The organism is Streptomyces sp. NBC_01446 (genome assembly GCF_026340095.1).
Lineage (GTDB): Bacteria > Actinomycetota > Actinomycetes > Streptomycetales > Streptomycetaceae > Streptomyces > Streptomyces aureus.
Window position 1 is genome coordinate 6,541,562 of record NZ_JAPEPO010000001.1, and the last position, 26,073, is coordinate 6,567,634.

A 26,073-nucleotide genomic window follows, 5' to 3' on the forward strand; every position below is an offset into this window, starting at 1 on the left:
ATGACCACCACCGCCGTCACCGCACCGCCCCCGGAGAAGGCCCCCGGCCGCACCCGGGCGGGCGGCGGCCTCTGGCGGGCCGTCCGGGGCAACCGGAAAGCCATGGCGGGCGCGGTGATCCTGCTCGTGTTCACCGTCGTCGCCGCGTTCCCGGGCCTGTTCACCTCCGTCGACCACGCCGACGAGGCGAACTTCGCCCCCCGCCTCGCCCCGTCCACCGCCCACCTCCTCGGCACCACGGCGCTCGGCCAGGACATCTACTCCCAACTCGTCTACGGCACACGGGAGTCGCTCGTCATCGCCGTCGTCGCCGGCGCCCTCGCCACCGTCCTGTCCGTGATCATCGGAGTCTCCGCCGCGTACCTCGGCGGCCTCGCCGACGACCTGCTGTCCCTGTTGACGAACGTTGTCCTCGTCATCCCGGCGTTCCCTCTGGTGATCATCCTCGCCAAGTACGCCGGCAAGGGCTCGCTCACCGTCATCCTCGCCGTCCTCGTCTTCACCGGCTGGTCCTACGGCGCCAACCAACTGCGCGCCCAGGCCCTGTCGTTGCGCAACCGGGACTTCCTGGAGTCGGCGCGGGTACGCGGCGAGCGGCGCTCGTACATCATCGTCTGCGAAGTCCTGCCGACGATGACGTCCCTCATCGTCGCCAACTTCCTCGGCGCCGCGCTCTATTCGGTACTGAGCGCGGCCGGCCTGCAGTTCCTCGGCCTCGGCGACCCGAACTCGCAGAGCTGGGGCACGATGCTCTACTGGGCCCAGAACCAGCAGGCCCTGCAGACCGGCACCCCGCTGTGGTCCATCGCCCCCGGCCTGTGCGTCGCCCTGCTCGGCGTCGCGTTCGCCCTCGTCAACTACGCCTTCGACGAGATCGGCAACCCGGCCCTGCGTCCCGTACGAAGGAGGCGCAAAGGTGCCTGAACCCCTGCTGAGCGTCACCGACCTGACTGTTGTCTACGACACCGCCCGCGGCCCGGTCACGGCCGTCGACCACGTCGAACTCATCGTGGAAAAGGGACAGTTCACCGCGGTCGTCGGCGAATCCGGCTGCGGCAAGTCCACCCTGATGTTCGCCGTCGCGCAGCTGCTGAACCCGCCCGCCCGCATCGCCGGCGGCACCGTCCGCTTCCGCGGCGAGAACCTCGTCACCCTCGGCGAACGCGAACTCAATGCCCTGCGCTGGCGCGACTACTCCGTCGTCCTGCAGTCCGCCATGAACGCCCTGAACCCGGTGGCCACCCTCGCCGCCCAGTACAAGGACGCCATGGCCGCCCACGGGACTCACACGAACGAGGAGATCCGCGCCCGCTCCAGCGAGGTCCTCGACCTCGTCGGCATCGACCCGGTCCATCTGCACAGCTACCCGCACCAGCTCTCCGGCGGCATGCGTCAGCGCGCCATGATCGCCATGGCGCTGCTGCTCACCCCGGACCTGGTCATCATGGACGAGCCGACCTCCGCGCTCGACGTCGTCGCCCAGCGCTCCCTCATGGTCCAGATCAAGGAACTCCAGCAGCTCCTCGGCTTCGCCGTCGTGTTCGTCACCCACGACATGTCCCTGGTGAGCCACTTCTCCGACCAGCTCCTCGTCATGTACGCGGGCCAGGTCGTCGAACAGGGGCCCACCCGCACCGTCTTCGACCACCCCTCCCACCCCTACAGCCGCGGCCTCCTCGAAGCGTTTCCCTCGATCCGTGGCCCCCGCGTCCCGCTGCACGGCATCCCCGGCAGCCCGCCCGACCTCGCCGCACCCCCGGCCGGCTGCCGCTTCACCCCGCGCTGCCCCCTCGTCCACGAGCGGTGCCACGTCAGCGAGCCCGCCCTGTACGAAGTGGGCGCGGCCCGCTCCCGCTGCCTGCTGCACCTCACGGAGGCCGCCTCATGAGCCCTCTCCTCGAAACGATCGGCCTCACCCGCCACTTCAAGGTCGGCACCGGGCTCACCCGCAGCGTCCTGCACGCCGTCGACGACGTCGACCTCGCCATCGGCGAACGGGAGATCGTCGCCCTCGTCGGCGAGAGCGGCAGCGGCAAGTCCACGCTCGCCCGCCTCGTCGCCCAGGTCCACAAACCCACCCGCGGCGAAATCCGTTACCAGGGACAGCCGTTGACCGCCCACCGCGGCCGCAGGGCCAAGCTCGCCTACCGCGGCGACGTCCCCATGGTCTTCCAGGACCCCTTCGCCTCCCTCAACCCCGCCTACCGCGTCTCCCACGGCATCCTGCGGGGCCTCAAGCTGCACCGCCCCGAACTGAGCGGCGCCGAGCGCCAGGCGGAGGCCGAGCGGGTCGTCGAGGCGGTCGGCCTCACCCCCGCCGCCGAGGTCCTGTCCCGCTTCCCGTACGAACTCTCCGGCGGCCAGCGCCAGCGCATCGGCTTCGCCCAGGCCCTCGCCCACCGCCCCAAACTGATCCTCGCCGACGAACCCGTCTCCATGCTCGACGTCTCCATCCGCATCGGCCTGCTCAACGTCATGGCCGACCTGCGCGAGACCGAGGGCGTCTCCATCCTCTACATCACCCACGACATCGCCGGCGCCCGCTATCTCTCCGACCGGATCGCCGTCATGTACGGCGGTCACGTCGTCGAGACCGGCCCCACCGAGGACGTCCTGGCCCACCCCCGCCACCCCTACACCGAGCTGCTCCTGTCCGCAGTCCCCGATCCGCGGGCCCCGCTCGACGTCGACGCGGCCGCCGCCAAGACCGACCCGCCCGTCGTCATCGACCCCACCCCCAGCTGCCGCTTCCGCACCCGCTGCCCGCTCGCCGTCGACCGGTGCCACCACGTCACCCCGCGCCTGCACCCCGTCGCCCAGGGCCACACGGCGGCCTGCCACGTCACCGCCCCGCCCGAGGGCGCCCAGTGACGACACCCCCCTGGAACCGCCTGCGCCTGCGCAGCAACAACGAATGGCTGCTCCTCGAACGCCTACGCCTCGAAGGCCCCGCCTCCCGCGCCCAACTCGCCCGCGACAGCGGCCTGTCCAAGCCCACTGTCTCCTCCGCCCTCGCCGCCCTGGAACGCGCGGGCCTGGTCCGCGAGGCAGGCACCCACGCGCAGAGCAGGGGACGCGTCGCCGTCCTCTACGAACCCGACCCGCGTGCCGGACACGTCCTCGGCATCGACATCGGCCGCGCCCGGCTGCGCACGGCGGTGGCCGACCTCACGGGCGCGATCGTCTCCCGCACGGAGGTACGCAACCGCGGCCGCAGCGCGGGAGCGGTCGCCGACGCGGCCGTCACCTGCGCCGAACAGGCCCTCGCGGACGCGCGGTTGAGCCAGGCGGACATCGTGCACACCGCCGTCGCCACCCCCGGCGTCCTCGACCGCCACACCGGCCGGGTCCGCTACGCCGTCAACCTGCCCGGCTGGGGGCGCCCCGGCCTCATCGAGCGCATGCGCCACAGGCTCGGCACCCCGCTCTCCGTCCACAACGACGCCAACCTCGCCGCGCTCGGCGAGTACACCTTCGGCGCGGGCGCGGACAGCCATCTGTTCGTGTACGTCCTGATCGGCACCGGCCTCGGCATGGGCGTCGTCGCCGACGGCGAACTCTTCCTCGGCGCGCACGGCGCCGCGGGCGAGATCGGCTTCCTGCCGCTGGACGGCGTACCGGCGTCGGGAGCGGCCCCCCGGCGCGGCATGCTGGAGGACGCGGTCTCCGCCGACGCCGTCGTCCGGGCCGCCCGCGCCCTGGGCATGACCGGGCCGCTCACCGCCAAGCGCGTCTTCGACGCCGCCCGCACCGGCGACCGTGCCGCTCTCGCCGCCGTACGTCAGGAGGGCGAGCGCCTCGCCCTCGCCGTCGCCTCCGTGACCGCCGTCCTCGACCCCGATCTGGTGGTCCTCGGCGGCGGCGTCGGCCGGGGCGCGGACCTCCTGCTCGCCACGGTCGGCGAGACCCTGCACCGCCTCACCCCGCTGCGTCCCCGCGTCGAACCCAGCAGGACGGGAGCGGACGCGGTGCTTCTCGGAGCGATCACGACGGCCCTGCGCGCAGCCCGCCCGCTGCTCTTCGAGCGTCTGACGGGGCGCGGGCCGGGGAGAGGGCCTGCGAGAGTTCCGGAAACGCAAAAGACCCCAGGTGAACTGGGGTCTCAGCTGGTGTCCGAGGGGGGACTTGAACCCCCACGCCCGATAAAGGGCACTAGCACCTCAAGCTAGCGCGTCTGCCATTCCGCCACCCGGACAAGGTGTCTGTCTTCGCGGGGTGTTCCCCGCGGCGACAGAGAGAACATTACCAGGCCCGAAGGGGTGCCCGATCCCGCCACCTCTGCGCTGTGAACGGCGGATGACGACCCCCGCCCGCCCTTGGGCCGCGGCCTCCGGAGAGAGAGGATGAGGGGGACCACCAGCAACGACAGTGGGAGGAACAGGCGTGAGCGAGTCGAGCACGGGCAGGACGGTCTCGGGCGAGGACGAGGTCGTCGACCTCTGTCGTGAGCTGATCCAGATCGACACCAGCAACTACGGCGACCACTCGGGCCCCGGCGAGCGCAAGGCCGCCGAGTACGTGGCGGAGAAGCTCGCCGAGGTGGGCCTCGAGCCCGAGATCTTCGAGTCGCACCCGGGCCGGGCCTCCACGGTCGCCCGCATCCAGGGCGAGGACCCCTCGCGGCCCGCGCTCCTGATCCACGGCCACACCGACGTCGTACCGGCCAACGCGGCGGACTGGACCCACCACCCGTTCTCCGGCGAGATCGCCGACGGGTGCGTCTGGGGCCGCGGCGCGGTCGACATGAAGGACATGGACGCGATGACCCTCGCGGTCGTCCGCGACCGGCTGCGCAGCGGCCGCAAGCCCCCGCGCGACATCGTCCTGGCCTTCCTCGCCGACGAGGAGGCGGGCGGCACGTACGGCGCGCGGCACCTCGTCGACAAGCACCCGGACCTCTTCGAGGGGTGCACGGAGGCGATCAGCGAGGTCGGCGGGTTCTCCTTCACCGTCAACGAGAAGCTGCGGCTCTACCTCGTGGAGACGGCCCAGAAGGGCATGCACTGGATGAAGCTGACCGTGGACGGCACCGCCGGCCACGGTTCGATGATCCACAGGGACAACGCGATCACCGAGCTGTCCGAGGCCGTCGGGCGCCTGGGGCGGCACAAGTTCCCGGTGCGGGTCACCAAGACGCTGCGGCACTTCCTCGACGAGCTCGGCGACGCGCTCGGCACCGAGCTCGACCCGGAGAACATGGACGAGACGCTCGCCAAGCTCGGCGGCATCGCCAAGCTGATCGGCGCCTCGCTGCAGAACACCGCCAACCCGACCCAGCTCGGCGCCGGCTACAAGGTGAACGTGATCCCCGGGCAGGCCACCGCGCACGTCGACGGCCGCTATCTGCCGGGCTACGAGGAGGAGTTCCTCGCCGACCTGGACCGCATCCTCGGCCCGAACGTGAAGCGCGAGGACGTGCACGCCGACAAGGCCCTGGAGACCACCTTCGACGGCGCGCTCGTCGACGCCATGCAGACGGCGCTCCAGGCCGAGGACCCGATCGCCCGCGCGGTGCCGTACATGCTCTCCGCCGGCACCGACGCCAAGTCCTTCGACGACCTCGGCATCCGCGGGTTCGGCTTCGCCCCCCTGAAGCTGCCGCCGGAGCTGGACTTCGCGGGCATGTTCCACGGCGTCGACGAGCGGGTTCCGGTCGACGGGCTCAAGTTCGGTGTGCGTGTGCTCGACCGGTTCATCGACGCGTCCTGACCCGGCGGGACCGCGCCGCCGGTATTCGACTGCGCGTACGCACGGGACTGGAAAGAGTGAAAGGAAACATAGGCTCGTAGCCTCATCAGTCCCTCCTCGTTACAGGGAGTGCAGTCCGCGGCTGGGACTGCATTGCCAACAAGGAGGAATAATGATCAAGAAGGTCGTCGCTGCTGCGGCTGCCACTGGTGGTCTCGTGCTCGCTGGTGCGGGCATCGCCGCTGCCGACGCCGGTGCCCAGGGTGCCGCCGTGAAGGCTCCCGGTGTGATCTCGGGCAACGTCATCCAGGTTCCGGTCCACATCCCGGTGAACGCCTGTGGCAACACGGTGTCCGTGATCGGGCTGCTGAACCCCACCTTCGGCAACGCCTGCGTCAACAAGTGACGCTGTTGTGCATCGCCCCTTGAGGGCCTGAGTCCGTCGGCCCCGGAGTGCGCGCCATGCGCTCCGGGGCCGATGGCCATTCCGCGCACGCGTATGGATGCCCGTGCGCATTCCGCAAGGCATAAGGCAGGTTAAAAGCTATGCGACAGGTCACGCGCAAAGGCCTGATCACCGTGGCGGCCGCGACCGGCGTACTCGCCGTGTCCGGTGGCTACGCACACGCCGACTCCGGTGCCGAGGGGGGCTCGTCGGGATCGCCCGGCGTCCTCTCCGGCAACACGATCCAGCTCCCCGTGGACATCCCGGTCAACGCGTGCGGCAACACAGTGAACGTCGTCGGGTTGCTCAACCCCACGTTGGGCAACGACTGTGCCAACACGTCGAAGCCGGGAGGCGGCCACCCCGGTGGGAGTCACCACCACCACCACGGCGGTGGCGCCACGGCCGAGGGGGGCACGAGCGATTCGCCCGGTGTCGGCTCCGGCAACCATGTGCAGGTCCCGGTCCACGTGCCGGTCAACGCCTGCGGCAACAGCGTCTCGGTCATCGGGCTTCTCAACCCCGCGGGCGGCAACGACTGCGCGAACTCGCCGGGAGGCCACGAGCCGACGACCCCGACGACCCCGCCGACCAAGCCGCCGACGAAGACCGTGCCGGGCACGCCCCACCACCCGGGCACGCCCCACCACCCGGTCACGCCGTCGAATCCGAGCCACCCCGTCACCCCGAACCACCCGGGGACGCAGACCGTCACCCAGCCCAAGGGTTCGGAGCAGCTCGCCGAGACCGGCAGCTCGATGCCGCTGGGTACCGTCCTGCCGGCCAGTGCGGGCGCCCTGCTCGCGGGCGCGCTCCTCTACCGGCGGGCGCGGGCAGGCGTGTGACCGCCGCGTGACGCGGCGTGACTGAGAAGGTGCGGAACGGAGCGGGCCCAGTAGTGACGGGGCCCGCTCCGTTCACTCACCACGTGGCGCGCAGCTGGCGGATGATCCGCCGGCGCAACCGCACTCTGCGGCTGCCGTCACGCAGCAGGCTCAGGCGGTCCAACTCCCAGTGTCCGTACTCGGCATGGTCGGTCAGCAGGCGTGTGGCGTCCTTGCGGGAGACCCCGCGAGGGACGTACACGTCGACAAATTCGTATTCCGGCATCGCATCTATTGTGCGGGCACCGGCCGTGTACGGATAGCGTCTGCTCTATGTCTGATGCTGCGCAGCCCACCGCTGCCGAGGTACGCGCCGCCGCCGAGGCGGTCAAGGCTGCGCTCGACCGCCACCTGGCGGCTGTCGAGCGCAGGTCGGGTGAGGACGATCCGGCCGTCTATGAAGCGTTCAACGAACTGGCCGCGGCGGCCGAGGAGTACGACGAGCTCCTCTACGACCGCTACGACGAGGTCACCCCCTTCGAGATTCCCGGTACGGAGGACTCGCTGCCCCCGTACACCGGCCCCGAGGAACCGAACGCCCTGAGCGTGCTCATCCGCCGCGACTACGCCGTGGTGGAGCCGCAGCGACTGCTCGCACAGGCCCAGCGGGTCGCCGACGTGGAGGCCGACTCGGACCTCGGCGACGGCGCCGCGGCGGCGGTCGGGACCATCGGGAACAGCGTGCACGCTGCACTCGGGGTCCTCTTCGGAGAGTTCGAACCCGACGAAATCGCCTCCCGGCACAAGGAGTTCGGCCTGGAGGAGGGCGACTCCACGCTGTGGGTGACGGCCTCGGACGAACCGGCGGAGCCGGGGGAGTGGCTGGACGCGCCGTTCGACCAGGCCGATCCGCAGCGGGTCGTCTGCCGCTTCGACGTCAGCTCCGTCTTCGACGACGAGCTGGACGGCGACCTCGCGGACGACGGGCCCGACGCGGGCGCGGGTGCCACGGACGACGAGCTGGAACCGACCTGACTCGGCCGGTGACGTCGTGAGCGAGTGAGGGAGGGGCGGGCGGACTTCGGTCCGCCCGCCCCTCCCGCTTGCTGCTGTGTGCCTACTGCGTCGGCGGGACCTGCGCGCGCAGCAGGGTCTGCAGGCGCGTCGTACGCGGCTTGGCCGGGACCTCGGCCACGGCGCGCGGCAGGGCCGCGTCGACGCCGTGCACCACCGAGAGGTGTCGCTCACCGCGTCCGAACGCCGTGTACACCCACGGGCGGCTCAGCGCCTGCGTCGCGTCGCCCGGCAGCACGACCACCGCCGCGGGCCACCGCAGCCCCACCGCCTGGTGCGCGGTCAGCGCCCACCCGTGCCGTACGGTCCGCTCCACCGCGTCCTGCGGTACGACGACCGGGGCACCGGCGCAGTCCAGGTGCAGGCCGTCCGTGTCGGCCCGCACCACCCGGCCGGGCACCGTGCGGCCAGCGGCCGGTACGTACGCGATCCGGTCGCCCGGGTCGAAGCCGCCGAAGCGGCCGGGGCCGGGGTTGAGGCGCTCCTTGAGGGCCGCGTTCAGCGCGCGTGTCCCGGCGGCGCCCCCGTGGCCGGGGGTGATGACCTGGGTCTGCTCGGAGGGCACGCCGATCGCCCGCGGCACCGAGTCGGCGACCAGCTGCACGGCCCGGTGGATCGCCTCGGCGGCGTCGCGCACCGGCACGATCACGACTTCCTTGCCGGGGGCCGCCACCTCGTTCAGCTCGCCCACGCCGATGCCGGAGACCAGCTCGCCGACCGGGCCGGGGTCCGGGGTGCGGGAGGCGATCTGGGGGCACACGCGGGCCGCGAGGAGATCCGCGAAGACCCGGCCGGGACCCGCGGACCACAGGACGGACGGGTCGCCGCTGAGGACGAGCCGCGCGCCGTCCGGGAGCGACTCGGCGAGCATCGCGGCCGTCTCCACGTCGAGCTGCGGCGCGTCCAGGACCACCAGCAGGTCCACCGCGAGCGCGCCGTCCCGGTCCCGGCCAGGGCCCTCGGTGCCGGACAGCAGGCCGGACACGGTGACCGCGGTGCCCTCCGGGGCGCCGGGGCCGAAGTGCTCGGCGAGGCGGTGCCGCCCGTCGACGCTGTGCGCCGCGGCGCACACGCGCAGGCCGAGGCGGGCCGCGGCCTGGACGAGTGCGGCGGGTTCGGCGCGCGCCGCCTCGGCGCCCGTGTGCAGGACGAGGCCGTGTCCGGCGGCCGCCCTGATCAGCTCGGCGGTGGAACCGGCGGCCGCCGCGGCGGCCGGCTCCCAGTCCGCGAGGGCCTGCGAACTGTCCTCCTTGGAAAGGGAGTTGACCAGCCGGGCAAGCCCGTCGGCGAGGCTCTCCTCGGCCAGCGTGTACCGCTCGAGGCCGACGAGCACCCGGACCGGCCGCTCGGCTTCGTCACCGTCCTGCGAGCCGTCGTCCGAGCCGTCGTCCGAGCCGTCCTGCGCTGCGGTCTCCTGGGCGCTCTCCGGGGCGCGGGCGGGCCCGCCGGGCGGCTCCTCCAACGCGTCCTGGAAGACGAGCGCGTCGCCCTCCGCGATGACGCTCTGCACCGCCTCGTCCGGGTCGGGCACGGCGCGCTTGCCCAGCGCCTGAGCGAGCAGCGGCGCGTCCAGGGCGGTGTGCCCCGCGACCGCGGCCTGTTCCAGCAGCCATACGGTCACGGCACGGCCCCTGCGCTCGTCGTCGGGGCCGCACTCGGCGCCGAGCAGCGCGCGGGCGAAGCCGTCCGCCTGCTCGGGGCGCACGCCCGGGACCCGCAGAAGCTGCCACGGGTCGTCCCGGAGCGCGCTGTCCGCGCCCTCGCCGAGCGTCGCGGCGGCGGGTGCGGCGAGCGAGGCGGGGGCGCCGCCCTCGGCCAGGAGGGCCAGCACAGCGTCGACGGCCTCCGCGGCCGGTTCGGCAGGCCCCGCGGGCGCGGCGGCCGGCGCACGGCGGACGGGCTCGGCGACGACCTTGCGGGGAGCCGGTGCCGGGTCGCCGAACACGGCGGCGGGCCGCTCACCGCTCTCGACGGCCCGGACCGCGGCGAGGAGATCGGCGGCCGTACCGCTCAGCTTCCCCCCGGCCGTGATGGGCCCTTCTTTGGCCGCCTTCCGCTGGGCGATCCGCTCCTGCAACTCCCGCTGCGCGGCGATCTCGGCAGCGGCCTCGGACACGCCTTCGCCCTCGGCGGCGGGCTCCGCCGCGGGGGCACCGGCACCGGCATCGGCACCGTCGTCCGTCTCAGCCGGATCAGGGGCGCCGGCCCCTTCCTCGACTTCCTCGGCGGCGGTCTCCTCGGGGCCGGTGGCCTCCGCGCCTTGCCCGGCGCGGGGCGCGTCGGTATCGGCCGGGCCCGGGTGGCCCTCCGCGGCAGCGGGCTCCGTACTCACAGCGTGCTCCAGTCCTGATCGGGATAGCGGTGCACGGGCGCCGACACGTCGTCGAGCGCCTGGCAGATCTCGTCAGGAAGACTAAGGGCCTCCACTGACAATGCCGCCGTGAGCTGCTGCGAGTTGCGCGCGCCGATGATGGGGGCGGCCACCCCGGGCCGGTCGCGGATCCAGGCGAGGGCGACCTGGAGCGGCGTCACCGCGAGGCCGTCCGCCGCCGTGGTGACCGCGTCGACGATGCGGGTCGCGGCGTCGTCGAGGTAGGGCGCGACGAAGGGCGCCATGTGGTCGGACGCGCCCCGCGAGTCGGCGGGCGTGGCCTTGCGGTACTTGCCGGTGAGGACCCCGCGGCCGAGCGGTGACGACGGGAGCAGACCGATGCCGAGGTCGAGCGCCGCGGGCAGGACCTCCCGTTCGACCCCACGCTGGAGCAGGGAGTACTCCATCTGCGTACTGGCGAGCCGGGTGCGTATCCCCGGTGCGGCCAGCTGCCACGTGCCGGCCTTGGCCAGCTGCCAGCCGCAGAAGTTGGACACGCCCGCGTACCGGGCGCGGCCGCTGCTCACCGCGATGTCGAGGGCCTGGAGCGTCTCGTCGAGCGGCGTGGCCGGGTCGAAGGCGTGGACCTGCCACAGGTCGACGTAGTCCGTGCCGAGGCGGGCGAGGGACGCGTCGAGGGCGGAGAGGAGATGGGCGCGCGAGCCGTCGAAGCGGCGGTCCGGGTCGGGCACGCTGCCGGCCTTGGTCGCGATGACCAGATCGCGCCGTGGCACGAGGCCCTCGACGAGCTGCCCGAGGACATACTCGGCCTCCCCGCCCCCGTAGACATCGGCCGTGTCGACGAGTGTGCCGCCCGCTTCCCAGAAGGTCTTCAACAGGTCCGCGGCGTCGTGCTCGTCGGTGTCGCGGCCCCATGTGAGGGTGCCGAGCCCGATCCGGGACACGCGCAGGCCGGTGCGGCCGAGATGCCTCTGCTCCATGGGCGCTGAGATTACTGGCCGGAAGTCGGTTATTGGGGGCCTGTGGACAACCGGCCTCTGCCGACCCCCGAACCGGCGCGCTAGGGTGCCCGGACAAAGGACGTTACTGATCAGTAAGGGGATCGGTCATGGAGCTCGGCATCAACCTCGGTTACTGGGGCGCCGGAATGGACGCGGACAACCTGGCCGTCGCACGGGAGGCCGACAAGCTCGGCTACGCCGTCTGCTGGGCCGCGGAGGCCTACGGCTCGGACGCGCCCACGGTGCTCTCCTATGTCGCCGCGCAGACCGAACGCATCGACATCGGCTCCGCCATCATGCAGATCCCCGCCCGCCAGCCCGCGATGACCGCGATGACGGCCGCGACCCTCGACTCCCTGTCCGGCGGCCGCTTCCGCCTCGGCCTCGGTGTCTCCGGCCCGCAGGTCTCCGAGGGCTGGTACGGCGTGAAGTTCGACAAGCCCCTCGCCCGCACCCGCGAATACGTCGACATCGTGCGCCGCGCGATGAGCCGCGAGCGGCTGTCGTACGAGGGCGAGCACTGGACGCTGCCGCTTCCGGGCGGCCCGGGCAAGCCGCTCAAGATGACCGTGCACCCGCAGCGCGAGCACATCCCGCTCTACATCGCGGCGATCGGCCCGAAGAACCTGGAACAGACCGGCGAGATCGCCGACGGCGCCCTGCTGATCTTCCCGGCCGCCGAGCACCTGGAGGAGACCGCCCTGACGCACCTGCGGGCGGGGCGCGAGAAGGCCGGCAAGACCCTGGAGGGCTTCGACGTCGTCCCGACGCTGCCCCTCGCGCTCGGCGCCGACAAGGACGTGCCCGCGCTCGCCGACATGTTCCGCCCGTACACCGCCCTGTACGTCGGCGGCATGGGCAGCCGGAAGCAGAACTTCTACAACCAGCTCGCCCAGCGCATGGGCTACGAGAAGGAAGCCGCCGAGATCCAGGACAAGTACCTGGGCGGCGACAAGGAGGGTGCGGGGGCCGCGGTGCCGCATCAGCTGATCGACTCGACGACGCTGCTCGGCTCCGTGGACCGGATCGCCGAGCGGATGCAGGCCTATGCGGCTGCCGGGGTGACGACCCTGACGCTGGCCCCCGCGGGCTTCACGCTCGACGAGCGGATCGCGGCCCTGCGGGCCGGCACGGAGGCCCTGGAGCGGGCCGGACTGGCGTAACCGCGGGGAGAGGGAAAGTTCTGCGGCCGTGGTGGGGGCTCGGGGGTCTTCCCCGCCACGGCCGTCACGGGTAACAACGTCTCATCGGGCACCTGGTTACGCCCCGGGACCCTCTCTAGGGGTCCTTCCTTCGGCCGAGTGGCCCCACACAGCTGTTGCCCGGTCCGGCATGCCGTATTTGACTCGTTTTCGGCGGAACCCCGCACGGAACGCGCGGCGCGCACGGAGGTGCCAGAGATGCTGTCGGCCAAGAGTCTGTTCCAGGAGATCCTCGACGACGACGAGTCTTTCCGGCTCTTCTGCTCCATCGCGGCGAGCGGGGAGTCGCAGGGAGGCTGGGAGAACGGCCGTATCGCCGCGCTGGTCCCCCTCAGCGAGCGGGACCTCGCGCCCAAGGTGGCGCGGCACGGCGCCGACGAGGACAAGCACGGGCGGATCTTCAACGCGCTGATGAGGAAGCGCGGCCTGCGACCCGTGGACGTACCGCCGGAGACCGACTACACGATGCTCCTGGAGAAGCACGGCATCGGCCTCGCGCACCAGCAGCTCAAGGCCGACGAGCCGCTCACCGTGCGGGACGTCGTCACGTATCTCGCCCACAGCCGGGTCACCGAGCAGCGGGCCTCCGAGCAGATGGACCTGCTGCGCAAGTACTTCGCGGACGACCCCGACATCGGCCGCGCGGTGAAGATGATCTCGGCTGACGAGGACAACCACCTGGCGTACTGCCACGAGGAGCTGCTGCGCTTCGCGTACGCGGGCCACGGCCGTGACATCCAGCGCATCCTGCGCGAGTGCGCCCTGGAGGAGATCCGCGTCTACCGCGACGTCAGCCTCGCCGTCATGGAGCACATGGGGCACATCCTGCGCTGGCCGAAGCCCAAGGCGGCCCTGCTCGCGGCCTGCATCCACGCCGTGTACGCGTACGAACGCCTGGTCGGCTGGCGGCGGATGGTGTCCCTGGAGATGCCGGAGCGGCGCAACGCGCTGGGCGGGCCCGCGACGAGCGCGGTCGAGTTCGCCTAGCCCCCGCCACAGGTGCGCGCTACAGCCAGCCGCGCCGCTTGAACGTCCGGAACAGCAGAAGTTCCAGGCAGAGCATCCCGAGGATCACGATGGGATACGACCAGATCCAGTGGAGCTCCGGCATGTGGTCGAAGTTCATGCCGTAGATGCCCGCGATCAGGGTCGGGACCGCGGCCATGGCGGCGTACGCCGAGATCTTGCGCATGTCGTCGTTCTGCCGCACGCCCATCTGCGCCAGGTGCGCCGACAGGATGTCCGAGACGAGTCGGTCGAGGGCGTCCACCGACTCGTTGACGCGCAGGAGGTGGTCGCTGACGTCGCGGAAGAACGGCCGCGCCGAGTTGTTCACGAAGGGCACGGGCCCTATGGACTGACCCGTTCCGGACAGCCGGGCGATCGGGAGCAACAGCGGGCCCGTGGCCCTGCGGAACTCCAGGATCTGGCGCTTGAAGGTGTAGATCCTGGATGCCGTGTTGCGCGAGCCGCCACCCTCCGGCGAGAACACCTCCGCCTCCAGCCCCTCCATGTCGGTCTGGAGCTCGGTGGCGACCTCCAGGTAGTGGTCGACGGTCGCGTCGGCGATCGAGTACAGGACCGCGGTCGGCCCGTGCCGCAGCACATCGGGGTCGGCTTCGAGCCGCTTGCGTACGGCCTTCAGGGGTGCGCCCTCGCCGTGCCGGACGGTCACCACGAACGAGTCGCCCATGAAGAGCATGACCTCACCGGACGAGACCCTGTCGCTGTCCGGCTCGTACACGACCGGCTTGAGCACCACGAACACCGAGTCGTCGTACACCTCCAGCTTCGGCCGCTGATGCGCCTTGAGCGCGTCCTCGACGGCCAGCGGATGCAGCCCGAACGCCTCGCTGACCCGTTCGAACTCGTCCTCCGTCGGCTCGTGCAGGCCGATCCAGACGAAGGAGTGGCCCTCGGCCCTGGCCTCGGCGAGCGCGTGGGAGAAGTCCGCGGGCCCCTCGGTCCTGCGCCCGTCGCGATAGATGCCGCAGTCGACGATCACGCTTCGTATTCTTCCCAGGGGGTGCCCGGGCCGCACGTCGCACTGGGCCTAGGCTGGCCCGCATGCCCACGCTGATCCTCGTCCGGCACGGACGCTCCACCGCCAACACCGCGGGCCTGCTCGCCGGGTGGACCCCCGGTGTGTCCCTCGACGAGCGCGGCACCGCGCAGGCCGCCGCGCTTCCGGAGCGGCTGGCCGCGGTGCCCCTCGCCGAGATCGTCACGAGCCCCCTCCAGCGCTGTCAGGAGACCCTGGCCCCGCTGCTCGCCGCCCGCCCGGAACTCACCCCGCACACCGACGACCGCATCGGCGAGTGCCACTACGGCGACTGGTCGGGCCGCAAGCTCGCCGAGCTCGTCGACGACCCCCTGATGGAGGTCGTGCAGCAGCACCCGTCGGCCGCCGCGTTCCCCGGCGGCGAATCCATGCGGGCCATGCAGCACCGCGCGGCCGAGGCCGTACGCGAATGGAACGCGCGCGTGGAGCGTGATCACGGCCCGGACGCCACCTATCTGATGTGCTCCCACGGCGACATCATCAAGTCGCTCGTCGCGGACGCCCTAGGGCTTCATCTGGACCTCTTCCAGCGCATCTCCGTGGAGCCCTGCTCGGTCACGGCGATCCGTTACACCCGGCTCCGCCCCTATCTCGTCCGCCTCGGCGACACCGGCGACTTCGCCTCGCTCGCCCCGCGCGAGAAGCCGGCCGAGGGGGACGCCCCGGTCGGGGGCGGTGCGGGCGCCCCGTGATCGTCCGCCGCAGTAGGGTGAAGCCGTCGCAGTAGCTGCAGTTGTTGCCGCGCCCGATCAAGCAGTCGGTCCCATCAGTCGATTCCAATGGAGACAGGACGTGTCCCGTCAGGTGTTCCTCTACGACCCCCCGGAGCGCTTCGTGGCCGGCACGGTCGGGCTCCCCGGGCGCCGCACCTTCTTCCTCCAGGCCTCGGCCGGCGCCCGTGTGACGAGTGTGGCCCTGGAGAAGACCCAGGTCGCCGCCCTCGCCGAGCGCATGGACGAGCTCCTCGACGAGGTCGTGCGCCGCAGCGGCGGGAACGCGCCGGTGCCCGCCGTCGTGCCCACGGAGATCCACGACACCGCGCCTCTGGAGGCGCCCGTCGACGAGGAGTTCCGAGTCGGCACGATGGCCCTCGCCTGGGACGGCGAGGAGGAGCGGATGATCGTCGAGGCGCAGGCGCTCGTCGAGCTCGACGCGGATTCCGACGAGGACCTCGCGGAGGCCGAGGAACGGCTGCTCCAGGACGAGGAGAACGGCCCCCCGATGCTGCGGGTCCGGCTCACCGGCGTCCAGGCCCGCGCGTTCGCCAAGCGCGCCCTGGACGTCGTGAACGCGGGGCGTCCGCCGTGCCCCCTGTGCAGTCTGCCGCTCGACCCGGAGGGACACGTATGCCCGCGTCAGAACGGATACCGGCGAGGAGCGTGACCGTCTCGGACACGGACCTCCTCATCAGGGGCGAGCTGGCGGTCCAGGGGCGCATCCGTGAGGCGTCGAACGCGGTGCTCCTGTGCACGGTCACCCACGCGAGCCGTGAGGCGTCGTGCGTGTACAAGCCCGTCGCCGGCGAGCGCCCCCTGTGGGACTTCCCCGACGGCAACCTCGCCCGGCGCGAGGTCGCCGCCTACGAGGTCTCCGAGGCCCTCGGGTGGAGCCTCGTACCGCCGACCGTGCTGCGCGACGGACCGTACGGCGAAGGCATGTGCCAGCTCTGGATCGACCAGCCCGAGGAGCCCGCCGAGGGTGCTGAGCTGCTCGCTCTCGTGGAGGGTGAGGAGCCGGGCGACGGCTGGAAGGCCGTCGGGTTCGCGGAGGTCGGCGAGGGGCGCACGGCGCTGCTCGTGCACGCCGACGACGTGCGGCTGCGGCGCCTCGCCGTGCTGGACGCGGTGATCAACAACGGCGACCGCAAGGGCGGCCACCTCCTGGTCGACGCCGAGGGGAACCTGTTCGGCATCGACCACGGTGTCTCCTTCAACACCGAGGACAAGCTGCGCACGCTCCTGTGGGGCTGGGCGGGGGAGCCCCTGACCGGAGAGGCGACCGACGCCCTGAAGGCGCTCACGGGCGCCCTGGGGGCCGGGAAACCCCTCGCGCTGCGGCTCGCGGAGCTGATCACCGGGGCCGAGCTGGACGCCGTACGCGCGCGGGTCGACGCGATGCTCACGGCCGGGAAGCACCGGGAGCCGAGCGGGGAGTGGCCGGCCATCCCGTGGCCGCCCGTCTGAGCCGGCCTGTTCGAGCCGACCTGTTCGAGCCCTGCGGTCCGCGTCGTCCGGGGGCGCATGTCAGTGGCTGCGGCTACGTTCGAAGAGATCCCTCAGGGGATCCCCGGAACGGAGGCCACGCCGTGAAACTGATCGTCGAGGACCGGATCGACCGGCCCGTGAAGGACGTGTTCAACTCCATCGTGAGCCCGGAGGGGCTGTCCAGCTTCTTCACGGCTGACGCATCCGCCCCAATGATCCCGGACACCACGGTGACCTGGCGTTTCGGCCATGTCGACGCGACCTTCGACGTCGAGGTCGGGCCCGTGGAGACGGACCGGCTGATCTCGTGGAGCTGGCCCGGGGGAGACGTGACCATCGAGCTGGAGCGGGCCGACGACGGCGCGGCCACGCTGCTCACGATCACCGAGCAGCCCATGGGGGAGAACCTGGAGGGCGCCGCGCGGGCCGTCGGGCAGACGCAGGGGTGGACGTACTTCGTGACGGGGCTCAGAGCCCATCTGCTGCACGGCATCCGCCACTTCGGACTCTCGGGCGCCATCCGTGCCACCGTCGAGGCCTGACATGGCACCCGAGCAGACCGCAAGAGGGCCTTCCCGGCCATCGGACCCGGTCCGGTTCGTATGCGGAAGCTCCGTCCGGTTACGCTCATGGCATGTATGCCTGGCCCGCTTCTGAGGTCCCCGTCCTGCCTGGCAAGGGCCGCGACCTGAGGATCCACGACACCGCGACCGATGGCCTCGTCACCCTCGAGCCCGGTCCCGTCGCCCGTATCTACGTCTGCGGGATCACCCCGTACGACGCGACCCATATGGGTCACGCGGCGACCTACAACGCGTTCGACCTCGTTCAGCGCGTGTGGCTCGACACCAAGCGGCAGGTTCACTACGTCCAGAACGTGACGGACGTCGACGATCCGCTGCTTGAGCGCGCGATCCGTGACGGCGTCGACTGGACCGGTCTCGCGGAGCGCGAGACCGCCCTCTTCCGCGAGGACATGACCGCCCTGCGGATGCTGCCGCCGCAGCACTACATCGGAGCCGTCGAGGCGATACCCGGCATCGTGCCGCTCGTCGAACGCCTCCGGGACATGGGCGCCGCCTACGAGCTCGAGGGCGACGTCTACTTCTCCGTCGAGTCCGACCCCCACTTCGGCCAGGTCTCCCGCCTGGACGCCGCGGCGATGCGGCTGCTGTCCGCCGAGCGGGGCGGTGACCCGGATCGCCCGGGCAAGAAGAACCCGCTCGACCCGATGCTGTGGATGGCCGCCCGCGAGGGCGAGCCGAGCTGGGACGGCGGCTCGCTGGGCCGCGGCCGGCCCGGCTGGCACATCGAGTGCGTCGCCATCGCCCTCGACCACCTGGGCATGGGCTTCGACGTGCAGGGCGGAGGGTCCGATCTGGCCTTCCCGCACCACGAGATGGGTGCCTCGCACGCGCAGGTCCTCACCGGCGAGTTCCCGATGGCCAAGGCGTACGTCCACGCCGGCATGGTCGCGCTCGACGGCGAGAAGATGTCGAAGTCCAAGGGCAACCTCGTCTTCGTCTCGAAGCTCCGGCGCGACGGGGTCGACCCGGCCGCGATCCGTCTCGCGCTCCTCGCGCACCACTACCGGGCCGACTGGGAGTGGACCGACCAGGTCCTGAGCGACGCCGTCGAGCGGCTGGGCCGCTGGCGTGCCGCCGTGTCCCGACCCGACGGTCCGTCCGCCGCGGCACTCGTCGAGGAGATCCGCGAGGCGCTGACGAACGACCTCGACGCACCGTCCGCGCTCCTCGCGGTGGACCGCTGGGCCGCCCTTCAGACGGAGCAGGGCGGTACGGACGAGGGGGCGCCCGGCGTGGTGTCCCGCGCGGTCGACGCCCTGCTCGGAGTGGCGCTCTAGACACCGTGCCCCGGGCCCGGTCCCGGGGCACACATCCCTCAACCGCCCTCGAACTCAACGGAGTTCGGGGGCGGTCACGTTTGCCCGGGTGACGGCAGGCGCACTGCGAAGGGGCGGTGCACACCCTGTGTGCACCGCCCCTGCCGAGCCGTGTGTCGCCCTACTCCGGCGAGTCCTCGGAGGAATCGTCCCCGGAGTCCGAGGACGTGTCCGTGTCACCCGTCCCGCCGGGGGTCTCCGTGCCCGGATCGGGTCGCTGGGGCCGCGGCGGCCGGGTGCGCTCGCTCGGGGTGTCCCGCAGGTACGACGCCGTGTCGCCGCCGTCCGTCGCGTGGCCGGCCGGACCACCCGGAGGGCCGCCGCCGTCCCTGCGCCGCAGATAGCGCTCGAACTCGCGGGCGATCGCCTCGCCGGACGCCTCGGGAAGTTCCGCGGTGTCCCGGGCCTCCTCCAGCGACTGCACGTACTCGGCGACCTCGCTGTCCTCAGCCGCCAGCTGGTCCACGCCCAGCTGCCACGCCCGGGAGTCCTCGGCCAGCTCGCCCAGCGGGATGCGCAGGTCGATCAGGTCCTCCAGGCGGTTGAGCAGCGCCAGCGTCGCCTTCGGGTTCGGCGGCTGCGACACGTAGTGCGGCACCGCCGCCCACAGGGAGACGGCGGGGACGCCCGCGTGCGTGCAGGCCTCCTGGAGGATGCCGACGATGCCCGTCGGACCCTCGTACTTGGTCTCCTCCAGGTCCATGGTGCGCGCCAGGTCCGCGTCGGACGTGACGCCGCTGACCGGCACGGGCCGCGTGTGCGGGGTGTCGCCGAGCAGCGCGCCCAGGATGACGACCAGCTCGACGCCCAGCTCGTGCGCGAAGCCGAGCAGCTCGTTGCAGAACGAACGCCACCGCATCGACGGCTCGATGCCCCGGACCAGGACCAGGTCGCGCGGCTTGTCGCCGCCGACCCTGACCACGGAGAGCCGGGTCGTCGGCCAGGTGATCTTGCGCACGCCGCCGTCGAGCCACACCGTCGGCCGGTTGACCTGGAAGTCGTAGTAGTCCTCGGCGTCGAGCGCCGCGAACACCTCGCCCTTCCACTCCTTGTCGAGATGCGCGACCGCGGCTGAGGCGGCGTCACCGGCATCGTTCCAGCCTTCGAACGCGGCCACCATGACCGGGTCGACCAGCTCGGGAACCCCCTCGAGCTCGATCACCCAGCGCCTCCTTCCGACGTTCCCCCAGTGCCCTGACGGCCTGGGAGGTACCCCCATCGCGTACCTGCCCACCTTACGGCGTCCGCGAGGGCCATCCGCAGTCCCCTTGTACGGGGGAGTGACCGGATCACTGCCCCGCGAGCCGCCCTCGCACTCCCCCTTCACGCAGGTAGCGGAACCCGCGTCAGAGTGTGGAGCGCAACCACTGCTCCACGCTCGCGATGTGCACCGTCGCCCAGGACCGCGCCGCCTCCGCGTCACCGTCGCGCAGCGCCGCCAGGATCGCCCGGTGCTCGTGCAGGGTCCGGCTGACCGCGTCCTCCTGCGTCAGACCGCGCCAGACGCGCGCCCGGGTCGTCGGGCCGGACAGGCCGTCGAGGAGCGAGCACAGGACCGAGTTGCCCGAGCTCTGCACGATGCCGCGGTGGAACTCCAGGTCGGAGGCGACGAGTTCCTCGACCGAGGGAGCGGCGCCGAGTGCGTCCAGCTGGGCCGCGAGCGTGTCGAGCCGCGCCTCGTCGATCCGGGTGGCGGCCATCGCGGTCGCGGCCGGCTCCAGGATGCGACGCACCGCGAGGAATTCGAGGACGGTGTCGTCGCGGTGGAAGTCGACGACGAAACTCAGGGCTTCGAGGAGGAGTTGGGGGTCGAGGCTGGTGACGTACGTCCCGTCGCCCTGCCGCACGTCGAGGATGCGGATGAGGGACAGGGCGCGGACGGCCTCGCGCAGGGAGTTGCGGGACAGGCCGAGATCGGCGGCGAGTTCGCTCTCCTTGGGGAGCCGGTCGCCCGGGCGCAGGGCGCCGGAGACGATCATGCCCTTGATCTTCTCGATGGCCTCGTCGGTGACAGCCATGGCGGCCTCCCTGTCCTCGGTTGGAGCGCCACCGTCTGGAGCGCCGATACCTCCGATGTATCGGCTCATTATGTGTGCACGGACGCGGTAGGCGGGACGTAGTCCCGTAACCACGACCTGATCGTGCGGGTGCGGGAGCGGAACACGCGCACGGCGGACGACGCACGCCCGGCCGGGATCTCCCCGGCCGGGCGTCCTCAACTCGCCTGGCTCTTCGCCAAGTCGGAGCGGTCCGTCGTGGACTGCGCACTCGCGTCCGACAGAGCCTGCACCGGCCGCGCGAGCAGCCACGCCCCGCACACCAGCGTGATCGCTTGTGCCCCGGCCAGCAGCGCGAACCCGGCGCCGAAGCCATGCCCGCCGCTCGCCGCGATGGCCACGCCCATCAGCGTCGGCATGAATGCCGAGACCAGGTTGCCGACCCCGTTGACCACCCCGTACGCGCTGCCCACGAAACGGGCCGGCGCGCAGTGCTGGACCAGCGTGGGTATCGCCGGGCCCTGCAGGCCCCAGAACCCGCCCGCGAGGATCAGTCCCGTCGCCGCCGCCCCGTCGCTGTCCGCCCCGGCGACGAGGAGGACACAGACCGCCGTACCAGCCGAGCCGACGACGAACGGCAGCGCGAGCAGCCGCCGCGGCAGCCGGTCGAGCAGCAGACCCCCGAGGAACCCGGACACCAGCGACATCAGGAACGGCAGCGACGACACGGCGCCCATGGCGGCCAGAGAGAAGTGCCGCTCCTGCAGCAGATACGACGGCAGCCAGGCGCTCGAACCCCACAGATACGCGAGCGTGGCGATCTCGATGAGCAGGATCGGCGCCAGGCGCGGCATGTGCAGGGCGCCCTTGAGGGTGGCACCGAACCCGGGCCGGCGGGCCCTCCCCACACCCCGGCCGCGGACGAACAGGGCGATCAGCGGCAGGCCGATCACCGCGTTGAGCGCGGCCAGGGCGAGGAAGGACGTGTGCCAGTCGAAGCGGTAGACGAGATACGTGATCAGGGGGAGGCCCGCGGCCGTGCCCAGGGACACCCCCATCGAGCTGACCGCGTTCGGCCTTCCCGCCTCGTGCGGCGAGAAGTGCTCGCGCACGTACATCGTCTTGAGCGAGAACAGCGGTCCCTCGGCCGCGCCCAGCAGGGCACGCAGCACCGTGAGCGTGAGCGCGCCCAGGGCGTACGGCGACAGCAGGGTCATCACCGACCACAGGGCCACGCTCACGAACAGGCCGCGCCGCACCCCGAGCGTCGTCTCGTAGAACGGGGTGAGGAAGAACGCCGCGACGCCGTACCCCAGGAGGAAGACGGTCGACAGGGCGCCCTGCGCCACCCGGTCACCGGTGATGCCGAAGTGGTCCGTGAACGCCTCGTCGGTGATGAGGACGGAGACGTTCACCCGGTCCACGTAGCTGATCAGGACGATGACCAGAAGGCTGAGGACACCCGACCAGCGGGCTCTCGGACTCATGCAGGTGCCTGCTGCGCGGCGGCCGCCCGGTACATGCGGCGCAGGCGCACCACGCCCAGGTCGTGCTGGTAGAGGTTCTCGCGCTGGTCGGCGTCGGCCGGCATGGCCTCCAGCATCACGCGGTCCTGTTCGAGCACATCCCAGTGGCGCTTCTCGATGAGGGTCTTGTAGAGGAAGCGCCAGGTGTCGCGCTGCCAGCCCTCGACCGTGCGGTAGCGCCAGAAGAAGACGCCGCAGCGCTTCTCGTCGACGGGGCAGACCATGCCGACGATGCCGAACGGGCCGCCGGGGCCGGCCGACGGCGGGTACGGGATCGACAGGTCGACCCAGTCGACGCCGGTGTGGCACAGCTCGACCCAGTCGAAGTTGACGCCCCGCTGGTCGGTCTTCTCGAAGAAGTAGCCCCGGTCGGTCTCGCGGATGCGGAACTTGGCCGTCGTGTCACCATCGAACATGGTGTGCGAGTCGTGGTGCAGGAAGGCGCCGTGCATCGGGTCGAGGAGGTTCTCGACGGCGTAACGCCACGGCACGTCCCACTCCGCGTAGCACAGGATCGCGTCGGTGCCGGGGTCGGTGAGCGGCTCCGGGAGCGTCAACTCGGCCGGTTCCGGGTGCTCTTCGTCGCCGAAGTAGGCGAGGACCGCGCCGCCGACCTCGCGCACGGGCAGCGACCTGACGAGCTTCTTGCCCTCCAGGCTGCAGCCGGGCAGGCCGGGCACCGAGGAGACGGTGCCGTCGCCCTCGACCTCGACGCCGTGGTACCAGCACGCCACCCGGTCGCCGAGGTGTTTGCCCAGCGACAGGGGCGCGCCGCGGTGCGGGCAGCGGTCCGCGAGCATGGACAGCGCGCCGTCGGAGCGGCGGAACAGGAGCCACTGTTCGCCGAGCGCGGTCACCTTGCGCATGGCGCCGGGCGCGACGAACGAGGACGGCACGACGGGGTGCCACTGGTTGCGCAGGCCCGTCGCGTAGATGTGGTCGGCGGAGGAAGTCGCCGAGGCGGTCGTGGTGGCGGTCATCGGGTCACGCTCCCAGTCGGTGCATCTCGGCGCGGAACGAGTCCTCGGTCCACGGGGCGCCGTCGGGGGCGTGGACCTGGCGGGCGTTCAGCCCACGGATGACGTCGCTGAGTTCGTGGCCCTCCTTGGTGAAGACCTCTTCGAGGGTGGCGGCCAGCTTGTACTCGTAGGGGGTGGGTTCGTGCGTACGGGACTGGTGGACGTCCAGGTACGGCCAGGTGGTGGTCACACGTGCCTCCAGGGAAGGGGTTACAGGTCGAGGGCCAGGCGGCCGGAGGCGCAGCGCGAGACACAGATCATCATCGAGGCGCCCGCGGCCCGTTCGGCGTCGGAGAGCAGGAAGTCGCGGTGGTCGGGCGTGCCGTCGAGCACCCGGGTCTCGCAGGACCCGCAGATCCCGTCGCGACAGGAGCTGGCCACGTCCAGGCCGGCCGCCTCCGCCGCCTCCAGGATCGACGTGTCGGCGCCGACGGTGAGCGTGAGCCCGGAGGTGCGGCACTCGACCTCGAAGCCCTCGTCGTCCGCGGACCGCTCGACGACCGGGGCCGCGAACCGCTCGACGCGCAGCCGGTCCGCCGGGCAGAGGGCCTCGATGGCGGCGAGCAGCGGCTCGGGCCCGCAGCAGTAGACGAGCGTCCCGTCCGGCAGCCCGGCGAGAGTGGACGCGAGGTCGATATGACCCTGCTCGTCCTGCGGCACCACCGTCAGGTCGCCGCCCAGCGCGGTGAGTTCGTCGACGAAGGCCATCGACGCACGGCTGCGACCGCCGTACACCATGCGCCAGGCGGCACCCCGGCGCGCTGCCTCGCGGGCCATCGCGAGGATCGGCGTCACACCGATGCCGCCCGCGACGAAGACGTAGCCCGGCGCGTCCTCAAGCGTGAAGTGGTTGCGCGGCGCCGACACCGTGACCCGCCCGCCGGGGCGGAGCTTCGTGTGCACATGGCGCGAACCCCCGCGTGACGACGGCTCGTTGAGGACGCCGATGCGGTACGACGCCGTGGTGCGCGGGTCCGAGCACAGGCTGTACTGGCGCACCTGCCCGCCCACGTGGACGTCGAGGTGCGCGCCGGGCTCCCAGGCGGGCAGGGGCTTGCCGTCCGGGTGGGTCAGTTCGACGGAGAGGACGCCGTCGGCCTCCCAGGTCATGCGGTGTACGAGGAGGTTCAGGAGGGTCTCGTCGGTTGCGGTCATGGCTGCGGGGCCTCCCTACGCGGTGGGGATCTTCACGGGCGGGGTGAACGGGTTCTTCATCGGGCCGAGCGCCGCGAGGTCGACCTCGACGAGCGTCGGCCCGTCGGAGGCGACGGCCTCGGAGATGACGGGCTCCGCGTGCTCGGCGGCGGCGATCCGCAGATACGGCAACCCGCAGGCCCGGGCGAGGAGTTCGAAATCGGGCGTGGCGAGGTCGACGCCCGAGCGCCGGTCGCTGTGCCGGTCCTGCATGTTGCGCAGGACGCCGTAGCCGCCGTCGTTGAACACGAGGAGGGTCAGGCGGGGGCGCTCCTGGGCGAGGGTGAGCAGCTCGCCGAGGTGCACGGCGAGCCCGCCGTCGCCGGCGATGACGACCGTGGGCGCGTCGGGCCTGGCGAGCGCGGCCCCGATGCCCATGCCGAGGCCCTGCCCGATGCCGCCGCCGCGCGGGAAGACGTTGTCGCGCGGGTCGTACATGTCGAGGAGCCGGTTGCCCCAGCTGCTCGACGGGATGGTGACGTCGCGGGCGACGACGGCCTCGCGGGGGAGCGCGGCCCGGATCGCGTCGCAGATGGCGGCCTGCGGGCCGATGTTGTCGTGCAGGGTGGCGCGCACCTCGTCGCGGACCGCGGTGACCCGCGCCGTCCAGCCCGGCTCGGCGGGCTTCGCGTACGGGAGCAGCCGCTCCAGTACGCCGGCGGCGTCGCCGTGCAGCGCGTGCGGCGCCGGGTACACACGGCCGAGCGCGTCCGCGTCCAGGTCGATCTGGATGTGCGCGGCGGGGAGTCCGAGCCCGTAGTCGGCGGTCTCGTTGGACCGGAAGTGGGTGCCGATCGTGAGCAGCACGTCGGCGTCGGCGAGCAGGGCCCGCCCGGCCGGCGTCGTCGCGAAGTTGCCGACGACCTGCGGGTGGTCCTCGGGGACGGCGCCGCGCCCGGAGTTGGACGTCACGAGCGCGGCTCCGGTCGCGGCCAGCAGGTCCGCGAGCTGGGTACGGGCACGGGTCGCGCCGCCACCGGCCCAGATCACCGGGCGTTCGGCCGAGGCCAGCAGGGCGCCCGCGGCGGCGAGTTCATCCTCGCCGGGCGCGGGCACGGCGGCCTCCGTGAACTCCACGGCCGTGTCGGTCTGGGCCGCGTACTGGAGGTCGACGGGCCACTCCACGCTCGCGGGGCCGCCCGGGGCGGTCAGCGCCGCGCGGGCCGCCTCGCGCAGGATGCGGCCCGCCGCGTCGGCGGACGGCACGGTCGCGGCGTACTTGGAGACCGCCGTCAGCATGCCCAGCTGGTCCTTGGTCTCGTGGATGAAGCCGCGGCCGCTGCCCAGGAACTCCGACTCGACCTGCCCGGTGATGTGCAGGACGGAGGTGCCGGACGCCAGCGCCTCGATCAGGGAGCCGGCCGCGTTGCCCGCGCCCGTCCCGGTCGAGGTCAGGGCGCAGCCGAGGGTGCCGCGGGCCCTGCCGTACGCGTCGGCCGCGTTGACGGCGGACGCCTCGTGGCGCACGGGCACGAACCGCAGCTCGCGGTCGACGGCCTCGACGAGCGGCAGGTTGTGCACACTGACGATCCCGAAGACCGTGTCGATGCCCAGTTCCCGCAGGACGGCGACGAGGAGATCGCCTCCGGTGTCGTAACGCAT

At 72.0% G+C, this 26,073-nt stretch carries 25 protein-coding genes, 1 tRNA gene and 1 pseudogene; 15 read left to right on the plus strand and 12 right to left on the minus strand.

Annotation, left to right across the window (positions count from 1 at the left end):
* The 4 genes and pseudogenes from OG456_RS29345 to OG456_RS29360 form a co-directional block, all read left to right on the plus strand.
* Positions 1-924, plus strand: coding sequence for an ABC transporter permease (locus OG456_RS29345; RefSeq protein WP_266566159.1), 924 nt, complete (start codon positions 1-3; stop codon positions 922-924).
* The gene (locus OG456_RS29350; RefSeq protein ID WP_266566161.1) at positions 917-1,888 is read left to right on the plus strand and encodes an ABC transporter ATP-binding protein; all 972 of its coding nucleotides are present in this window, start codon (positions 917-919) and stop codon (positions 1,886-1,888) included. Before OG456_RS29345 ends, OG456_RS29350 begins: the two co-directional genes overlap by 8 nt.
* The gene (locus OG456_RS29355) at positions 1,885-2,871 is read left to right on the plus strand and encodes an ABC transporter ATP-binding protein (RefSeq protein WP_266566163.1); all 987 of its coding nucleotides are present in this window, start codon (positions 1,885-1,887) and stop codon (positions 2,869-2,871) included. Before OG456_RS29350 ends, OG456_RS29355 begins: the two co-directional genes overlap by 4 nt.
* A pseudogene (locus tag OG456_RS29360) lies at positions 2,868-4,028 on the plus strand (ROK family protein); the annotation flags it as partial. The gene OG456_RS29355 and the pseudogene OG456_RS29360, both read left to right, overlap by 4 nt.
* A gap of 79 nt (positions 4,029-4,107) precedes the next feature.
* Here OG456_RS29360 and OG456_RS29365 read toward each other — a convergent pair.
* Positions 4,108-4,195: transfer RNA gene (locus tag OG456_RS29365), tRNA-Leu, on the minus strand.
* Between the two features lie 188 nt (positions 4,196-4,383).
* Between OG456_RS29365 and OG456_RS29370 the strand changes: the two genes are divergently transcribed.
* From OG456_RS29370 to OG456_RS50545, 3 genes are all read left to right on the plus strand, one after another.
* On the plus strand, positions 4,384-5,709 hold the full coding sequence (locus OG456_RS29370; RefSeq protein ID WP_266566165.1) for a M20/M25/M40 family metallo-hydrolase: 1,326 nt from the start codon (positions 4,384-4,386) through the stop codon (positions 5,707-5,709).
* 151 nt (positions 5,710-5,860) lie between these two features.
* Positions 5,861-6,094 (plus strand): chaplin, encoded by a 234-nt coding sequence (locus OG456_RS29375; protein ID WP_266566167.1) that lies wholly within the window; start codon positions 5,861-5,863, stop codon positions 6,092-6,094.
* 140 nt (positions 6,095-6,234) lie between these two features.
* On the plus strand, positions 6,235-6,978 hold the full coding sequence (locus OG456_RS50545) for a chaplin (protein WP_323136364.1): 744 nt from the start codon (positions 6,235-6,237) through the stop codon (positions 6,976-6,978).
* Between the two features lie 76 nt (positions 6,979-7,054).
* Here the strand turns inward: OG456_RS50545 and OG456_RS29390 are convergent, their stop codons facing one another.
* Complete coding sequence (locus OG456_RS29390) at positions 7,055-7,243, minus strand: DUF5703 family protein (protein ID WP_067429589.1); 189 nt, start codon at positions 7,241-7,243, stop codon at positions 7,055-7,057.
* A 47-nt stretch (positions 7,244-7,290) separates the two neighbouring features.
* Here OG456_RS29390 and OG456_RS29395 point away from each other — a divergent pair, with 47 nt between their 5' ends.
* Entirely contained in the window at positions 7,291-7,992 is a 702-nt protein-coding gene (locus tag OG456_RS29395) for a hypothetical protein (RefSeq protein ID WP_266566171.1), read from the plus strand.
* 82 nt (positions 7,993-8,074) lie between these two features.
* Here OG456_RS29395 and OG456_RS29400 read toward each other — a convergent pair whose 3' ends face one another.
* Together OG456_RS29400 and OG456_RS29405 are read right to left on the minus strand one after the other, a co-directional pair.
* A complete protein-coding gene (locus tag OG456_RS29400; protein WP_266566173.1) occupies positions 8,075-10,363 on the minus strand; it encodes a helix-hairpin-helix domain-containing protein in 2,289 nt (762 codons plus the stop codon).
* The gene (locus tag OG456_RS29405; RefSeq protein ID WP_266566175.1) at positions 10,360-11,343 is read right to left on the minus strand and encodes an aldo/keto reductase; all 984 of its coding nucleotides are present in this window, start codon (positions 11,341-11,343) and stop codon (positions 10,360-10,362) included. The genes OG456_RS29400 and OG456_RS29405 overlap by 4 nt, the downstream gene beginning before the upstream one ends.
* Before the next feature lie 128 nt (positions 11,344-11,471).
* On the opposite strand from OG456_RS29405, the gene OG456_RS29410 reads away from it, so the two are divergent.
* Together OG456_RS29410 and OG456_RS29415 are read left to right on the plus strand one after the other, a co-directional pair.
* Positions 11,472-12,527 carry an LLM class F420-dependent oxidoreductase gene (locus OG456_RS29410; protein ID WP_266566177.1) on the plus strand — a complete coding sequence of 352 codons (1,056 nt, stop codon included), beginning with the start codon at positions 11,472-11,474 and terminating at the stop codon, positions 12,525-12,527.
* A gap of 237 nt (positions 12,528-12,764) precedes the next feature.
* Positions 12,765-13,553 carry a ferritin-like domain-containing protein gene (locus OG456_RS29415; RefSeq protein WP_266566179.1) on the plus strand — a complete coding sequence of 263 codons (789 nt, stop codon included), beginning with the start codon at positions 12,765-12,767 and terminating at the stop codon, positions 13,551-13,553.
* A 19-nt stretch (positions 13,554-13,572) separates the two neighbouring features.
* On the opposite strand, the gene corA is transcribed toward OG456_RS29415, so the two are convergent.
* Positions 13,573-14,571 (minus strand): magnesium/cobalt transporter CorA, encoded by a 999-nt coding sequence (gene corA, locus OG456_RS29420; RefSeq protein WP_266566181.1) that lies wholly within the window; start codon positions 14,569-14,571, stop codon positions 13,573-13,575.
* 62 nt (positions 14,572-14,633) lie between these two features.
* On the opposite strand from corA, the gene OG456_RS29425 reads away from it, so the two are divergent.
* The 5 genes from OG456_RS29425 to mshC all read left to right on the plus strand — a co-directional run bounded on the left by OG456_RS29425 (position 14,634) and on the right by mshC (position 18,696).
* Positions 14,634-15,320, plus strand: coding sequence for a histidine phosphatase family protein (locus OG456_RS29425; protein WP_266566183.1), 687 nt, complete (start codon positions 14,634-14,636; stop codon positions 15,318-15,320).
* 100 nt (positions 15,321-15,420) lie between these two features.
* Complete coding sequence (locus OG456_RS29430; RefSeq protein WP_266566185.1) at positions 15,421-16,011, plus strand: DUF3090 domain-containing protein; 591 nt, start codon at positions 15,421-15,423, stop codon at positions 16,009-16,011.
* Positions 15,975-16,811: an SCO1664 family protein gene (locus tag OG456_RS29435; RefSeq protein ID WP_266566187.1), complete on the plus strand. Its 837-nt coding sequence runs from the start codon at positions 15,975-15,977 to the stop codon at positions 16,809-16,811. The genes OG456_RS29430 and OG456_RS29435 overlap by 37 nt, the downstream gene beginning before the upstream one ends.
* Before the next feature lie 122 nt (positions 16,812-16,933).
* Positions 16,934-17,374: an SRPBCC domain-containing protein gene (locus OG456_RS29440; protein ID WP_116503052.1), complete on the plus strand. Its 441-nt coding sequence runs from the start codon at positions 16,934-16,936 to the stop codon at positions 17,372-17,374.
* A 92-nt stretch (positions 17,375-17,466) separates the two neighbouring features.
* Positions 17,467-18,696 carry a cysteine--1-D-myo-inosityl 2-amino-2-deoxy-alpha-D-glucopyranoside ligase gene (gene mshC, locus OG456_RS29445; RefSeq protein ID WP_266566192.1) on the plus strand — a complete coding sequence of 410 codons (1,230 nt, stop codon included), beginning with the start codon at positions 17,467-17,469 and terminating at the stop codon, positions 18,694-18,696.
* A gap of 160 nt (positions 18,697-18,856) precedes the next feature.
* Here mshC and OG456_RS29450 read toward each other — a convergent pair whose 3' ends face one another.
* From OG456_RS29450 to OG456_RS29480, 7 genes are all read right to left on the minus strand, one after another.
* Positions 18,857-19,897, minus strand: coding sequence for a PAC2 family protein (locus OG456_RS29450; protein WP_266566194.1), 1,041 nt, complete (start codon positions 19,895-19,897; stop codon positions 18,857-18,859).
* 184 nt (positions 19,898-20,081) lie between these two features.
* A complete protein-coding gene (locus OG456_RS29455; protein ID WP_266566196.1) occupies positions 20,082-20,753 on the minus strand; it encodes a FadR/GntR family transcriptional regulator in 672 nt (223 codons plus the stop codon).
* Positions 20,754-20,950: 197 nt separating this feature from the next.
* On the minus strand, positions 20,951-22,219 hold the full coding sequence (locus OG456_RS29460) for an MFS transporter (protein ID WP_266566198.1): 1,269 nt from the start codon (positions 22,217-22,219) through the stop codon (positions 20,951-20,953).
* The gene (locus tag OG456_RS29465) at positions 22,216-23,238 is read right to left on the minus strand and encodes an aromatic ring-hydroxylating dioxygenase subunit alpha (RefSeq protein WP_266566200.1); all 1,023 of its coding nucleotides are present in this window, start codon (positions 23,236-23,238) and stop codon (positions 22,216-22,218) included. The genes OG456_RS29460 and OG456_RS29465 overlap by 4 nt, the downstream gene beginning before the upstream one ends.
* A 4-nt stretch (positions 23,239-23,242) precedes the next feature.
* Positions 23,243-23,467, minus strand: a complete 225-nt coding sequence (locus tag OG456_RS29470; protein WP_266566202.1) for a recombinase-like helix-turn-helix domain-containing protein — start codon at positions 23,465-23,467, stop codon at positions 23,243-23,245.
* 20 nt (positions 23,468-23,487) lie between these two features.
* On the minus strand, positions 23,488-24,432 hold the full coding sequence (locus OG456_RS29475) for a PDR/VanB family oxidoreductase (RefSeq protein ID WP_266566204.1): 945 nt from the start codon (positions 24,430-24,432) through the stop codon (positions 23,488-23,490).
* Positions 24,433-24,447: 15 nt separating this feature from the next.
* Positions 24,448-26,073 carry a thiamine pyrophosphate-binding protein gene (locus tag OG456_RS29480; protein WP_266566206.1) on the minus strand — a complete coding sequence of 542 codons (1,626 nt, stop codon included), beginning with the start codon at positions 26,071-26,073 and terminating at the stop codon, positions 24,448-24,450.

What these genes read in the sequence shown, in the direction of transcription:
- OG456_RS29345 (WP_266566159.1), top strand. Translation starts at nt 1, where the DNA reads ATGACCACCACCGCCGTCACCGCACCGCCCCCGGAGAAGGCCCCCGGC.
- OG456_RS29355 (WP_266566163.1), top strand. Translation starts at nt 1,885, where the DNA reads ATGAGCCCTCTCCTCGAAACGATCGGCCTCACCCGCCACTTCAAGGTC.
- OG456_RS29375 (WP_266566167.1), top strand. Translation starts at nt 5,861, where the DNA reads ATGATCAAGAAGGTCGTCGCTGCTGCGGCTGCCACTGGTGGTCTCGTG.
- OG456_RS50545 (WP_323136364.1), top strand. Translation starts at nt 6,235, where the DNA reads ATGCGACAGGTCACGCGCAAAGGCCTGATCACCGTGGCGGCCGCGACC.
- OG456_RS29390 (WP_067429589.1), bottom strand. Translation starts at nt 7,243, where the DNA reads ATGCCGGAATACGAATTTGTCGACGTGTACGTCCCTCGCGGGGTCTCC.
- OG456_RS29395 (WP_266566171.1), top strand. Translation starts at nt 7,291, where the DNA reads ATGTCTGATGCTGCGCAGCCCACCGCTGCCGAGGTACGCGCCGCCGCC.
- OG456_RS29405 (WP_266566175.1), bottom strand. Translation starts at nt 11,343, where the DNA reads ATGGAGCAGAGGCATCTCGGCCGCACCGGCCTGCGCGTGTCCCGGATC.
- OG456_RS29410 (WP_266566177.1), top strand. Translation starts at nt 11,472, where the DNA reads ATGGAGCTCGGCATCAACCTCGGTTACTGGGGCGCCGGAATGGACGCG.
- OG456_RS29415 (WP_266566179.1), top strand. Translation starts at nt 12,765, where the DNA reads ATGCTGTCGGCCAAGAGTCTGTTCCAGGAGATCCTCGACGACGACGAG.
- OG456_RS29425 (WP_266566183.1), top strand. Translation starts at nt 14,634, where the DNA reads ATGCCCACGCTGATCCTCGTCCGGCACGGACGCTCCACCGCCAACACC.
- OG456_RS29435 (WP_266566187.1), top strand. Translation starts at nt 15,975, where the DNA reads ATGCCCGCGTCAGAACGGATACCGGCGAGGAGCGTGACCGTCTCGGAC.
- mshC (WP_266566192.1), top strand. Translation starts at nt 17,467, where the DNA reads ATGTATGCCTGGCCCGCTTCTGAGGTCCCCGTCCTGCCTGGCAAGGGC.
- OG456_RS29455 (WP_266566196.1), bottom strand. Translation starts at nt 20,753, where the DNA reads ATGGCTGTCACCGACGAGGCCATCGAGAAGATCAAGGGCATGATCGTC.
- OG456_RS29460 (WP_266566198.1), bottom strand. Translation starts at nt 22,219, where the DNA reads ATGAGTCCGAGAGCCCGCTGGTCGGGTGTCCTCAGCCTTCTGGTCATC.
- OG456_RS29465 (WP_266566200.1), bottom strand. Translation starts at nt 23,238, where the DNA reads ATGACCGCCACCACGACCGCCTCGGCGACTTCCTCCGCCGACCACATC.
- OG456_RS29475 (WP_266566204.1), bottom strand. Translation starts at nt 24,432, where the DNA reads ATGACCGCAACCGACGAGACCCTCCTGAACCTCCTCGTACACCGCATG.
- OG456_RS29480 (WP_266566206.1), bottom strand. Translation starts at nt 26,073, where the DNA reads ATGCGTTACGACACCGGAGGCGATCTCCTCGTCGCCGTCCTGCGGGAA.